Origin of the sequence: Spirillospora sp. NPDC047418, from assembly GCF_040643275.1 — a bacterium.
In the GTDB taxonomy this organism is placed as follows: Bacteria; Actinomycetota; Actinomycetes; order Streptosporangiales; family Streptosporangiaceae; genus Spirillospora.
This window is the reverse complement of sequence record NZ_JBEYTW010000007.1, coordinates 121219-133966: the sequence shown is the minus strand read 5'-3', so window position 1 is coordinate 133966 and position 12748 is coordinate 121219. Positions and strand designations below refer to the sequence as shown.

Genomic DNA, 12748 nt, shown 5'->3' with positions numbered 1-12748 from the left:
CCGGCTCAGGAGATCCTGCGGCGGTAGGAGATGCCGGCGAGGACGTAGGCGGCGACGAGGATGGCGGCGCACCAGGCGAGCGCGGTCCACAGGCCGGTGCCGACCGGCTGCTCGGTGAGCAGGGCGCGGAGCGTGTCGACGATGGAGGTCACCGGCTGGTGCTCGGCGAACGCGCGGACCGGGCCCGGCATGGTGCCGGTGGGCACGAAGGCCGAGCTGACGAACGGCAGGAAGACCAGCGGGTAGGAGAACGCGCTCGCGCCGTCCACGCTCTTCGCCGTGAGGCCCGGGATGACGGCGATCCAGGTCAGTGCGAGGGTGAACAGGACGAGGATGCCGGCGACCGCCAGCCAGGCCGCCACGCCGGCGCCCGAGCGGAAGCCCGCGATGAGGGCGACGCCGATGACGGCCGCGAGCGAGATCGCGTTGGCGGCCAGCGAGGTCAGCACGTGCGCCCACAGCACGCCCGACCGGGCGATCGGCATCGACTGGAACCGCTCGAAGATCCCGCTCTGCATGTCGGTGAAGAGCCGCAGCGCGGTGTAGGAGATGCCCGACGCGATGGTGATGAGCAGGATCCCGGGAAGCATGTAGTCCACGTACGAGACCGTTCCGGTGTCGATCGCGCCGCCGAACACGTAGACGAACATCAGCATGATGGCGACCGGCGTGATCGCGGTCGTGATGATGGTGTCCAGGCTGCGGGTGACGTGGCGCATCGTCCGCCCCGTCAGGACGGCGGTGTCGCCGAGGAAGTGCGCGTCCATGGCCGTCTCTACTCCTTGCCCGGCAGGGGCTCTCGGTCCTCGCCGACGAGCGCGAGGAAGACGTCTTCGAGGGAGGGCTGCTTCTCGACGTACTCGACCTTGGCGGGCGGCAGCAGCCGTCTGAGCCCGTCCAGGGTGTCGTTGACGATGATCCGGCCCCGGTGGAGGATCGCGATCCGGTCGGCGAGGTGTTCGGCCTCGTCCAGGTACTGCGTGGTGAGCAGCACGGTCGTGCCGCCCTCGGCGAGCTCCTTGACGCACTGCCACACCTCGATCCGCGCCTCCGGGTCCAGCCCGGTCGTCGGCTCGTCGAGGAAGACGACGGGCGGATTCCCGATGAGGCTCATCGCGATGTCCAGGCGGCGGCGCATGCCGCCGGAGTACGCCGAGACCCTCCGGCCGCCCGCCTCGGCCAGCGCGAAGCGGCTCAGCAGGCCGTCGGCGATCGCGCCCGGGTCCTTGAGATGCCGCAGCCTGGCGACCAGGACGAGGTTCTCGCGCCCGCTGAGGATCTCGTCGACCGCCGCGAACTGCCCGGTGAGACTGATGGACGCGCGCACGTCGGCGGCCTGCGCCGCGACATCGAACCCGTTGACCCGGGCCGTCCCCGCGTCGGCCTTGAGCAGCGTGGACAGGATCCGCACCGCCGTGGTCTTGCCCGCGCCGTTCGAGCCGAGCAGGGCGAGGACTTCGCCCCGCTCCACGTCGAGGTCCACGCCGCGCAGCACGCGCAGTTCCTTGTAGGACTTCTCAAGGCCCCGCACGTGGATCGCGGGCCCCTGTACCTGATCGGTCGCCGGGGGGAGGGTCATGGCGGCCAGCATGGAGGGTTGACGCTGCGTCAGGGTCAAGGCCGGGGCCGTCCGGCGCGGGAATGTCGGAGGCGGCGCGTACGGTCGGCGCGTGAACCGCACCGACCGCCTGTACGCACTCGTGGAGGAGCTGCGCGCCTGCGCGCCGCGCCGCCTCGCCGCACGCGAGATGGCCGCGCGGTACGAGGTGAGCGTCCGCACGATCGAGCGCGACATCAGCGCGCTCCAGCAGGCCGGCGTGCCGATCTTCGCGGACGTCGGCCGGGGCGGCGGCTACACCCTGGACAAGAGCCGCACGCTGCCGCCGCTGAACTTCACCCCCGCCGAGGCCGTCGCCGTCGCGATCACCCTGTCCCGCGCGGGCGGCTCGCCGTACTCGCGCTCGGCCCGCACCGCCCTCCACAAGATCGTCGCCGCGATGTCGGCGGACGACGGCGCGTCGGCCCGCGAGCTGGCCGCGCGCATCCGCATCCTGGCGCCCGCCGGGAACGACGGCGCGGCGGCGTCCGTGCCGGCCGTGCTGGAGCAGGCCGTGCTGAGCCGCCGGGTGGTCCGGCTCACCTACGTCGACCGGACGGGCACCGAGACCGAGCGCGACGTCGAACCCGTCACGTTCACCGCGTCCGGCAAGGGCTGGTACCTGACCGCCTGGTGCCGGATGCGGGGCGGCTGCCGCGTCTTCCGCACCGACCGCGTCCGCCGCGCCGCCCTCCTGGAGGAGACCGCCCCCGACCGCTCCACCGAGGCCATGCACGACGACATCCCCGCCGACTACGTCGTCCGCCCGCTGGAGTTCGTCTAGGCCGCCGCGCCCCTCGTGTCGGCGGGGTGAGCGCGCTGGCGGCGCGGATGACGGCGGCGGTGATCCGGTCGGGCACATAGTGTGGTTGCGGTTCCTTCATGGAGGGTTGGTCATGCAGCAGCGCACTCTCGGCCGCCAGGGGCTGGTCACCTCGGCGATCGGCTACGGCACGATGGGCCTGACGATGGCCTACGGCCCCGGCGACGAGCAGGAGGGGGTCGCCGCCGTCCGGCGCGCCTACGAGCTGGGCGTCACCTTCTTCGACACCGCCGAGCTCTACGGCCTCGGCACCGGCTCCAACGAGATCCTGGTCGGCCGGGCGGTCAGGGACTTCCGCGACGAGGTGGTCCTGGCGACCAAGTTCGGCTTCGACCTGTCCTCCGGGAGGATCTCCGGTCTCAACAGCCGCCCGGACAACATCCGCGCGGTCGCCGACAACAGCCTGCGCCACCTGGGCGTCGACCACCTCGACGTGCTGTACCAGCACCGCGTCGACCCGGCCGTCCCGATCGAGGACGTCGCCGGCGCGGTCAAGGAGCTGATCGAGGCGGGCAAGGTGAAGTACTTCGGGTTGAGCGAGGCGGGCCCGCAGACCATCCGCCGCGCGCACGCCGTCCAGCCGGTCTCCGTCCTGCAGACGGAGTACTCGCTGTTCGAACGCGATGTGGAGCGGCTGTTCCCGGTGCTGCGCGAGCTGGGCATCGGGTTCGTGTCGTACTCGCCGCTGGGACGCGGCTTCATCACCGGAACCGCCAAGCCCGCCGGATCCTACGACCCGAGCGACATGCGCAACGGCGACCCCCGCTGGCAGCCGGGCAACTTCGAGAAGAACCTGGAGGCCGTGCGGCGGCTCACCGAGCTGGCCGCCGCCAAGGAGGCGACGGTCTCCCAGCTGGCGCTGGCCTGGGTCCTGGCCCAGGGGGAGGACATCGTCCCCATCCCGGGCACACGCAGCCCGAAGCGGGTCGAGGAGAACACCGCCGCCGCGGATCTGACCCTGACCGGGGCCGACCTGGACGCCATCGCCGAGATCCTGCCGACCGGCGGCCACGGCGCCCGCTACGCCGAACAGGCCCTCCCCACCTGGATCTGACCCGCGGCGGGGAGATCGCAGTGCCCCCGAAGACCGCCGCGAGCGGCCTCCGCTTCGCCCATGTGCACGACCCGGCGGGCAACCGCTTCGGCATCGTCAAGCGGCCCTCCGCCTGACGGCCCCGGCCGCGCTCGGAACGGCGCCGGCCGGCCGGACGTGGGGGAGCAGGAGGCCGGCGAGGGCGGCGAGCAGGCCGAGGGCGACCACGATCCACGCCGCGACGCCGAAGGCGCCGCCCAGCTCCCGGCCGGACGCGGCCGAGTCGAAGAAGACCGTCCCGACGATCGCGATGCCGAGTGCCCCGCCGGCCTGCTGGAAGGTCGAGAGCGTGCCGGAGGCGGACCCGGCGTCGTCGACCGGCACCGCGGCCAGGACGACGTCGGTCAGCGGTACCAGGACCAGGCCCAGTCCCGCGCCGGCGACGGCCATCGGCCCGATGAGACCGGCCACGGTCGGGTGGGAGGTGCCGGCGACGGCCGCGATCGACCACCCGGCACCGGCCGCCTGCAGCAGTGCCCCCATGGCGACCAGCGTCCGGCCCGCCTTGGCGACCAGAGCGGCGGCGGCCCCGCTGGTGAACGCCGCCGCGATGCTGAACGGCAGGACGACGAGCCCGGCCTGCCATGCGCTGAAGCCGAAGCCCGACTGCACGGTGATGCTCAGGACGAACAGGAACCCGATCATGCTGGCCTGGAAGGAGAGCTGCACGATCAGCCCGGCGCTGAATCCGCGGTCGGCGAACAGGCGGAGCGGCAGCAGGAGGGCGCGTCCGCCGCGGGCGCGGGCGCGCTCGTGGACGACGAACGCGGCGAGCAGGACCGGCGCGAGCACGAACAGGGCCGCCGTCCACCAGGGCCATCCCGCCTGGCGGCCCTCGATGAGCGGATAGACGAGGGCCACGACGCCGCCGGCGGCGAGCACCGTCCCGAGGACGTCCGGCGAGAGCGGGTGATCGGTCTTCGTCTGCGGGACCAGGCGGAGGGCACCGACCAGCACGAGGACGCCGATCGGAACGTTGACCAGGAAGATCGCCCGCCAGCCGAGGCCGAGCACGTCTCCGGACACGAACGCGCCGCCCAGCAGGGGCCCGGCGACCGCCGCCAGGCCGGTGACCGCCCCTGCGATCCCGTACACGCCCGCACGCTCCCTGGGTGCGTACAGGGCCTGGACGGTCCCGAGCACCTGCGGCACCATCGCCCCGGCGAACAGCCCCTGCGCGAGCCGCACGACGACCAGTTCGGTGCCGGAGCCGGCGAGGCCGGCCCACAGTGACGCCAGCGTGAACCCGGCCGTGCCGGCGGCGAACACGGTGCGCCGCCCGAGCATGTCGCCCAGCCGGCCGCCGGCGATCAGCATCGCGGCGAAGGTCAGCACGTACCCCGACACGACCCACTCCAGCTGGGCCGCGGTGGTGTGCAGGGAATGCTCGATCGACGGCAGCGCGACGTTGACGATCGTGCTGTCCATCAGGTCCATGAACGACGCCAGCAGCAGTACCACCACCGCCGCCGTCCGGCCGCGTCCGATGCCCTCCATCGGGTCACCTCCAACTACAATCAGGCCGCGACTTTCCCAAGGTGGGTTAGTCCCGTGATGCGATTATCCCACGGTGGGACGATATGGCAAGGGGGTCCGATGGGCGATCCGCATGGCGAGCGCATCCAGCGCGCGTTCCAGGCGGCCCTGGTGAACGCGGTGCTCGGCAACGAACGCATCGCCAAGGAGTTCGGGCTGATGGTCACCGACACCCAGGCCCTGCACCTGCTCGTACTGCGCGACGACATCCGCAACGCCAAGCGGCTCAGCGACGCCACCGGCATCTCCACCAGCACCGTCAGCCGTGTCGTCGACCGCCTGGAGCGCGCCGGATACCTGCGCCGGGTCCCGGACCCGGACGACCGGCGCAGCGCGCGTCTCGAACTCGACATGGCCAGGGTCCAGCCGCTGGTCGACCGGTACGCCGGGTACGTCAGCGACCTGGCGGAGCTCAACGCCGGCTACACCGACGACCAGCTCGACCTCATCGCCGGCTACCTCGAGAAGACCAACGCCCTCTTCTGAGGGAGCGCCGGGAAGTCGTCCGGAAACCCCGACAGGGGGCTGTCGGCATCCTCCCGGACGCTGGTGCCCGCAGCGTTCGAAGGAGGAGATCGATGAGCGTTCCCGCGTTCAACACCGTCACCTGGTTCCAGATCGGCACGGACGCGCCGCAGGAGGCCCGCCGCTTCTACGGCGACATGTTCGGCTGGCAGTTCGCGCTCGACCCGGACGCCGACGGCTACGACCTGGTCAGCTACCCGGGCGCCGGCGCGCCGAGCGGCGGCATCTCGCACGAGCCGGACGCCTCCCGCAACCACGCGATGTTCCTCGTCCTGGTCGAGGACGTCGAGGCCGCCTGCGAGCAGACGGTGACCTGCGGCGGCAAGGTGGCCATGCCCGCGTTGCGCACGGCCAACGGCCTGACGTTCGCCTACCTCCAGGACCCGTCCGGCAACACCTTCGGCGTGTTCACGCCCCCGGCGTCCTGAGCACGAAGGGCCCCGAGGCGAACCTCGGGGCCCTTCTCGGTCATCGCGGCCTACACCTCCGCAATGGCCTGGTTACGCGTCTCCGCCGGTGTTGCTCTCCGCGCTGCCCACGCCGCCCGCGAAGACGTCGCTGACGGCCGCGTTCAGGCGGTACCGCTCGATCGCCAGCGGCAGCGTCTCCGGCTTCACCTCGCCGTGCCGGGCCAGGCGGGTCAGGACCGCCAGGACGATCGACGCCGCGTCCACGTGGAAGAACCGGCGCGCGGCGGCGCGGGTGTCGGAGAAACCGAACCCGTCGGTGCCGAGGGCGGTGAAGTCGCCGTGCACCCACGGGGCGATCTGGTCGGGTACGGCCCGCGTGTAGTCCGATACCGCGACGATCGGGCCGGCGACGTTGTCGAGCGTCCGGGTGACGTACGGGACGCGCTGGTCGCCCTCGGGGTTCAGCAGGTTCCACTCGTCGCACGCGCGGGCCTCGCGGGCCAGTTCGTTCCACGAGGTCGCCGACCAGACGTCGGCGGCGACGCCCCAGTCCTCGGCGAGGAGGCGCTGCGCCTCCAGCGCCCACCGGCCGCCCACGCCCGACGCGAGGATGTTCGCGCGCGGTGCCTCCCCGTCGCCGGGTTCGGCCGCCTTGTAGCGGTACAGCCCCTTGAGGAGGCCGTCGACGTCCAGCCCCGCCGGCTCGGCGGGCTGCTGGTACGGCTCGTTGTAGACGGTGAGGTAGTAGAAGACGTCCTCGCCGTTCGGGTGCTCCTCGGACGTCCCGTACATGCGGCGCAGCGCGTCCCGCACGATGTGGCCCAGCTCGAACGCCCACGTCGGGTCGTAGTGGACGCAGGCGGGGTTCGACGCCGCGAGCAGCGGGGAGTGGCCGTCGGCGTGCTGCAGACCCTCACCGGTCAGCGTGGTGCGGCCCGCGGTGGCGCCGAGCAGGAACCCGCGGCCCATCTGGTCGCCGAACGCCCACATCTGGTCGCCGGTCCGCTGGAACCCGAACATCGAGTAGAAGATGTACACCGGGATCATGTGCTCGCCGTGCGTGGCGTACGCGGTGCCCGCCGCGATGGCGGACGCCATCGAACCCGCCTCGCTGATGCCCTCGTGCAGCATCTGGCCGCTTTCGGACTCCTTGTACGACAGCAGCAGCTTGCGGTCCACCGCGTCGTAGGTCTGCCCGTGCGGCGAGTAGATCTTGGACGTGGGGAACAGCGAGTCCATGCCGAACGTGCGGTACTCGTCCGGGGCGATCGGGACGAACCGGGCGCCGATGTTCTCGTCCTTGATCAGGTCCTTGAGCAGCCGGACGAACGCCATGGTGGTGGCGATGTTCTGCTTGCCCGAGCCCTTCTTCATCTCGCTGTAGACCGGGTCGCCGGGCAGCTTCAGCGGTTTGGCGCGCACGGCCCGCTTCGGCAGGAACCCGCCGAGCGCGGCGCGGCGCTCGCGCATGTACTGGATCTCGTCGGAGTCCTCGCCCGGGTGGTAGTAGGGCGGCAGCGGCTCCTCCAGCGCCGAGTCGGGGATGTCCAGGTAGAGGCGGTCCCGGAACTCCTTCAGCTCGGCCTTGGTGAGCTTCTTCATCTGGTGGGTGGCGTTGCGGGCCTCGAAGTCGGAGCCGAGCGTCCAGCCCTTGATGGTGTGGGCGAGGATCACGGTCGGCTGCCCGACGTGCTCGCGGGCCGCCTTGAACGCCGCGTACACCTTGCGGTAGTCGTGCCCGCCGCGCGACAGCTTGCGCAACTCGTCGTCCGACAGGTGCTGGACGATCTTGCGCAGCCGCGGGTCGGCGCCGAAGAACGTCTCCCGGATGTACTCGCCGGACTCGACGCTGAACGTCTGGAACTGGCCGTCGGGGGTGGTGTTCATCTGGTTGACGAGCACGCCGTCGACGTCCTGCGCGAGCAGCGGGTCCCAGTCGCGGCCCCAGATGACCTTGATGACGTTCCAGCCGGCGCCGCGGAAGAACGACTCCAGCTCCTGGATGATCTTGCCGTTGCCGCGTACCGGGCCGTCCAGCTGCTGCAGGTTGCAGTTGACGACGAAGGTGAGGTTGTCGAGCTCCTCGCGGGCGGCCAGGCCGATCGCGCCGAGCGACTCCGGCTCGCCCATCTCGCCGTCGCCGAGGAACGCCCACACGTGCGAGCGGGACGTGTCCTTGATCTTGCGGTTGTACAGGTAGCGGTTGAACCGCGCCTGGTACACCGAGTCGATCGCGGTCAGGCCCATGGACACCGTGGGGAACTCCCAGAAGTCCGGCATGAGCCGCGGGTGCGGGTAGGACGACAGGCCGCCGCCCGGGTGCGAGTGCTCCTGCCGGAACCCGTCCAGCCTGCTCTCCGGCAGCCGCCCCTCCAGGAAGGCGCGGGCGTAGATGCCGGGCGCGGCGTGCCCCTGGAAGAACACCTGGTCGCCCGACTCGCCGTGGTCCTTGCCGCGGAAGAAGTGGTTGAAGCCCACCTCGTACAGCGACGCCGCGGACGCGTAGGTGGCGATGTGCCCGCCGACGCCCAGTTCGGGACGGTTCGCGCGCGACACCATGATCGCGGCGTTCCAGCGGATGTAGGCGCGGATGCGCCGTTCCACGTGCTCGTCGCCGGGGAACCACGGTTCGTGCTCCGGCGGGATGGTGTTGATGAAGTCGGTACTGCGCAGGCCGGGTACGCCGACCTGCAGCTCGCGGGCCCGCTCCAGGAGCCGGAGCATGACGTACCGCGCCCTGCCGCGGCCCTCGGTCTTGATGACCGTGTCCAGCGACTCCAGCCACTCCCGGGTCTCGTCCGGGTTGATGTCGGGCAGCTGGCTCGGCAGGCCGTCGCTGATGATGGAGAAGCGTTGACGTCCGGAAGCCACGGGGTCCCCTCTGTCCTTGCCGTCTTTGCTGGTGAGACCCGTGGCCGCCGCGCGGGAGGCCACCGGTCCCCGGCAGACTGTTCGGTCGCTCGTCTGGTGGTCCCATCGTCGCCGTTCACGGCTCCTAACGCATCTCTACCAATGGGTAACCATGGGTTCCGGCCAACCGGGGTATCCACCCTGGTGAGAGCCGACAATCCCGACAGATCGGAGGGGCCATGAACGGGCGGATCGGAGATCGGCTGCGCGTCCACGGCAACGTCGTGGGGCAGCCCGACCGGGACGGCGAGATCATCGAGGTGCACGGCAAGGACGGCGGCCCGCCGTACCTGGTGCGGTTCGAGGACGGCCACGAGTCCCTGGTGTCCCCGGGACCGGACGCCGTGATCGAGCCCGCCGGGCGGGCGGCGCGCCGCTAGCCGGCGGGGACCGTGGCATCGGGTAAACACCGTGGCATCGGGTAAACAGGGTGCCATGGAGAGCACCGTGGTCCGGGTGACCACCGGTACGAGGGAGGCCGTCCACGACATCACGGCCGAATGCGAGCGGTTCGCCGCGTCGGCGGGCGGTGACGGGCTGCTGCACGTCTTCGTCCCGCACGCCACCGCCGGCGTGGCGATCCTCGAACTCGGGTCCGGCAGCGACGACGACCTGCTCGCCGCGCTGCGCGACCTGCTGCCGGCCGACGACCGCTGGCGGCACGCGCACGGGTCCCGGGGGCACGGGCGGTCGCACGTGCTGCCCGCCCTCGTCCCGCCGTACGCCGTCCTGCCGGTCGTGGACGGGCGGCTCGCCCTCGGGACGTGGCAATCGGTCGCCCTCGTCGACGTGAATGTGGACAATCCCGACCGGCAGGTGCGACTGTCCTTCCTCCGGGGATGAGAGCGGTCATCGGAGGGTGAGGGTGACGCTGCGTGGGGGCCCGGTCACGCCGATCTGCGCAAGTGGGCCAACGAGGGCGGCAAAAAGGCCGGAAGACACTTGCGCTATGACCCCTCACTTGTGTGGACTGTCCCGCAAACACCGCACAGGTGCGGGCGGGCCACCCGTCCCGGGGGGCTGGAAACGACAGAGCACGGCACCGTGCGGACGACGACAATGGGAGGACTTTCGTGAGCGCGACCGCGGGTCAGGCGCAGTCTGAGCGCAGCCTGGCCGAACGGCTCGGCCTCAAGGCCGGCCAGGTGGTGCAGGAGATCGGCTACGACGACGACGTCGACGAGGAGCTGCGGCACTCCGTCGAGGAACTCACGGGGAACGAGCTGGTCGACGAGGACTACGAGGACGTGGTCGACATCGTGCTGCTGTGGTGGCGCGAGGAGGACGGCGACCTGTTCGAGGGCCTCACCGACGCGATGATCCCGCTCACCGGCGGCGGCAACATCTGGCTGCTGACGCCGAAGGCGGGCCGGGACGGGCATGTGGAGCCGAGCGACATCGGCGAGGCCGCGCAGACGGCCGGGCTCTCGCAGACCAGCAGCGTCAGTGCCGCCAAGGAGTGGTCAGGCACGCGGCTGGTCGCGCCCAAGGTCCGCAAGTAGCCGGGGGACGGTAACGACTTGGCCGGTAACGCGGGCGGCGTCGACGTGGACGCCGCCGAGGTGAGTGCCGTCGAGGTGGGCGACAAGGCGCCCGACTTCGAGCTGAAGGACCAGCACGGCACTCCGGTGCGGCTGTCGGACTTCCGCGGTGAGCGGAAGGTCGTCCTCGTGTTCTACCCGCTGGCGTTCAGCGGCGTGTGCACGGGGGAGCTGTCCCGGTTGCGCGACGAGTTCGAGGACGTGGCCGGGGACGCGGGCGATGCGCAGGTGCTCGCGGTCTCGGTCGACTCGATGTTCGCGCTGCGGGCCTGGTCCGATCAGGAAAGGTTCTGGTTCCCGCTGCTGGCCGACTTCTGGCCGCACGGCGGGACGGCGCGGCGCTACGGCGTCTTCGACGAGGCGAAGGGGCTGGCACTGCGCGGCACCTTCGTCATCGACACCGAGGGCGTGGTCCGGTGGAAGGTCGTGAACGCGCTACCGGACGCACGCGACATCGACGAGTACCGCGAGGCGCTCGCCGGGCTCTGAGCGAAACGGACCGGTTCCGGCGCGCCCGCGAGGGATGGCCGGAACCGGCCCCCGCACCTCTGGAGGTGTGATGCCCTGCTTCCGCTGCGGGGCGCGGCAGACCGATCCCGCCCGCGGCGCGAGCCCGTGGCGGCGCGGGGTCCGGGCGGACCACCAAGTGCTGGTCTGCCCCGGCTGCCAGGCCGCCCGCGACTGGGCGGACGACCTGGACCGCTGCTCGGCCTGCGGATCGGCCGCCCTGGTGTGCCGGCTCGGCGAGGTCGAGTGCCGCGACTGCGGGCACACCCGCGCCGCCGTCCGGGACGAGCCCGGGCCCGGCGACCTGGTGCACTCCGGCGCCGAGCGGCCATCGGGTGCGGACCGTCCGTCCGACGGCGGCCTGTCGGAGGAGGTGGCGGCGGCCCTGTCCCGCGTCCTGCGCCGCGGCCCCGCCCGCTGAACGGCGCGTCCGGTCCCGCTGAGCGGCGGGTTCCGTCCCGTTGGGGAGGCGGCGGCGACCCGCTGAGCGGCGGGGGCCGTGGCCGTGTTCGGCCAGGGGGCGTCGCTCAGCGTGACCGCGTGTCCGGGATTTCCCGGCTTGACGTGGTGATTTGTCCGCTGCCACGCTGCGCGAATGCCGATCGTGCTGTTGCGCCTGGTGAACCGGATCACCGGGCGGTCCTGGCGGATGCCCGCGCTGGTGCTCGCCGCGGCCTTCCTGCTGGGCTGGCTGCTGATCGCGGTGTTCGAGGAGCCCGGCGCCGAGCTCAAGAACCCGGTCGACTACGTCTGGTACTTCATCGTCAGCGGCACCACCACCGGCTACGGGGACCTGTCCCCGACCACGGCCGGCGGCCGGGTCGGCGGCGTGATCATCATCACCGCGGGGCTCACCGCGGGCCTGGTGATGTTCGCCGAGCTGACGCTGTGGATGGGGAGGGGCAGGACGATGAAGGCCAACGGCCAGGCGCAGTTGCACAGGCGGGGCCACGTCGTGGTCGTCGGCTACGAGCGCGAGGCGCTGCGGGCCATCATCGGCCAGCTGCGCGCCGACCCCGACTTCCGGAAGACGCCGGTGGTCGCGCTGTTCTGGCCGGAGGAGCTGTCCGGCGAGAACCCCGATCCCGACCTCTACGACGTGGTCGCCAACGACGACACCGCCTACGAGCGGGCGTGCCTGGAGCGCGCCCGGACCGTCCTCGTCGTGGGACGTTCCGACGACGAGACGGTCCGCGTGATGCTCGGCGTGTCGGCCTACCTGCGGCGCGGCGGGGAGCCGTCCGCCCACCTGCTGGCGGGGCTGCGCGACGGCGGCCGCCGCGCCGAGATCACCGAGGCGCTGAACCTGGTCAGCACCGACATCGAGCCGGTCGACATCGACGACCCGGCGGTGGTGGCGGTCGCGATCCGCAACCCGGGTGTCGCCGCGATCTACCACAACCTCGCCAGCACGCTCGACACCGATGGGACGCTCTACCGGGTGGACGTTCCCGACGACGCCGGCGAATGGTCCCGCATCGACCTGGCGATCTACCTGCTCCGGCGGGGCAGCACGCTGCTGGCGGTCGGTGACTCGCACCGCCCGAACGCGCACTTCCGGCTCACGTCCGTCCCGGACGAGAAGGTCCGCGGCGGCCAGTCGCTGGCGGTGGTCGCCCCGGACCGTCCGGCGATCCCGTGGGGCGAGCTCTGAGCAGTTGCCGGGAGGGCGCCGGCGCGCCCGCTGGACGCCCTCCCGGCGGCCGCCTGCGCGCGGCCCGGGGCACAGGTCCGAAACCCCGGGTCCTCCCCGCACGCACGCGGAGCCTCCGTTGACCTGCGGCGTGTTGTTGTTATGAGCGCCTC

15 protein-coding genes are annotated in these 12748 nt (G+C 71.7%); 11 read left to right on the top strand and 4 right to left on the bottom strand.

The features are described from left to right. Positions 1–5 precede the first annotated feature (5 nt). Entirely contained in the window at positions 6–767 is a 762-nt protein-coding gene (locus ABZ806_RS06635; protein ID WP_500215842.1) for an ABC transporter permease, read from the bottom strand. 8 nt (positions 768–775) lie between these two features. Further along, complete coding sequence (locus ABZ806_RS06630; protein WP_500215841.1) at positions 776–1579, bottom strand: ABC transporter ATP-binding protein; 804 nt, start codon at positions 1577–1579, stop codon at positions 776–778. A 91-nt stretch (positions 1580–1670) separates the two neighbouring features. Between ABZ806_RS06630 and ABZ806_RS06625 the strand changes: the two genes are divergently transcribed. The 3 genes from ABZ806_RS06625 (at position 1671) to ABZ806_RS06615 (ending at position 3590) form a co-directional block, all read left to right on the top strand. Then, positions 1671–2381 carry a helix-turn-helix transcriptional regulator gene (locus ABZ806_RS06625; RefSeq protein ID WP_500215840.1) on the top strand — a complete coding sequence of 237 codons (711 nt, stop codon included), beginning with the start codon at positions 1671–1673 and terminating at the stop codon, positions 2379–2381. Between the two features lie 112 nt (positions 2382–2493). Then, positions 2494–3474, top strand: coding sequence for an aldo/keto reductase (locus ABZ806_RS06620; RefSeq protein ID WP_500215839.1), 981 nt, complete (start codon positions 2494–2496; stop codon positions 3472–3474). A gap of 20 nt (positions 3475–3494) precedes the next feature. Next, the gene (locus ABZ806_RS06615; RefSeq protein WP_500215838.1) at positions 3495–3590 is read left to right on the top strand and encodes a VOC family protein; all 96 of its coding nucleotides are present in this window, start codon (positions 3495–3497) and stop codon (positions 3588–3590) included. Here the strand turns inward: ABZ806_RS06615 and ABZ806_RS06610 are convergent. Further along, positions 3571–5010: an MFS transporter gene (locus ABZ806_RS06610; protein WP_500215837.1), complete on the bottom strand. Its 1440-nt coding sequence runs from the start codon at positions 5008–5010 to the stop codon at positions 3571–3573. The genes ABZ806_RS06615 and ABZ806_RS06610 overlap by 20 nt on opposite strands. A 99-nt stretch (positions 5011–5109) precedes the next feature. Between ABZ806_RS06610 and ABZ806_RS06605 the strand changes: the two genes are divergently transcribed. Then, positions 5110–5535 (top strand): MarR family winged helix-turn-helix transcriptional regulator, encoded by a 426-nt coding sequence (locus tag ABZ806_RS06605; protein ID WP_500215836.1) that lies wholly within the window; start codon positions 5110–5112, stop codon positions 5533–5535. Between the two features lie 92 nt (positions 5536–5627). After that, the gene (locus tag ABZ806_RS06600; protein WP_500215835.1) at positions 5628–6002 is read left to right on the top strand and encodes a VOC family protein; all 375 of its coding nucleotides are present in this window, start codon (positions 5628–5630) and stop codon (positions 6000–6002) included. 72 nt (positions 6003–6074) lie between these two features. Here ABZ806_RS06600 and aceE read toward each other — a convergent pair whose 3' ends face one another. Next, a complete protein-coding gene (aceE, locus tag ABZ806_RS06595; RefSeq protein ID WP_500215834.1) occupies positions 6075–8855 on the bottom strand; it encodes a pyruvate dehydrogenase (acetyl-transferring), homodimeric type in 2781 nt (926 codons plus the stop codon). A gap of 218 nt (positions 8856–9073) precedes the next feature. On the opposite strand from aceE, the gene ABZ806_RS06590 reads away from it, so the two are divergent. The 6 genes from ABZ806_RS06590 (at position 9074) to ABZ806_RS06565 (ending at position 12596) form a co-directional block, all read left to right on the top strand. Beyond that, complete coding sequence (locus ABZ806_RS06590; protein WP_500215833.1) at positions 9074–9274, top strand: DUF1918 domain-containing protein; 201 nt, start codon at positions 9074–9076, stop codon at positions 9272–9274. A gap of 55 nt (positions 9275–9329) precedes the next feature. Further along, a complete protein-coding gene (locus ABZ806_RS06585; protein ID WP_500215832.1) occupies positions 9330–9737 on the top strand; it encodes a secondary thiamine-phosphate synthase enzyme YjbQ in 408 nt (135 codons plus the stop codon). 230 nt (positions 9738–9967) lie between these two features. Next, entirely contained in the window at positions 9968–10396 is a 429-nt protein-coding gene (locus ABZ806_RS06580) for a DUF3052 domain-containing protein (protein WP_131943265.1), read from the top strand. Between the two features lie 18 nt (positions 10397–10414). Continuing rightward, positions 10415–10924, top strand: coding sequence for a peroxiredoxin (locus tag ABZ806_RS06575; protein WP_500215831.1), 510 nt, complete (start codon positions 10415–10417; stop codon positions 10922–10924). A gap of 70 nt (positions 10925–10994) precedes the next feature. Then, a complete protein-coding gene (locus ABZ806_RS06570; protein ID WP_500215830.1) occupies positions 10995–11363 on the top strand; it encodes a hypothetical protein in 369 nt (122 codons plus the stop codon). Between the two features lie 174 nt (positions 11364–11537). After that, on the top strand, positions 11538–12596 hold the full coding sequence (locus ABZ806_RS06565; RefSeq protein WP_500215829.1) for a potassium channel family protein: 1059 nt from the start codon (positions 11538–11540) through the stop codon (positions 12594–12596). Positions 12597–12748 lie beyond the last annotated feature (152 nt).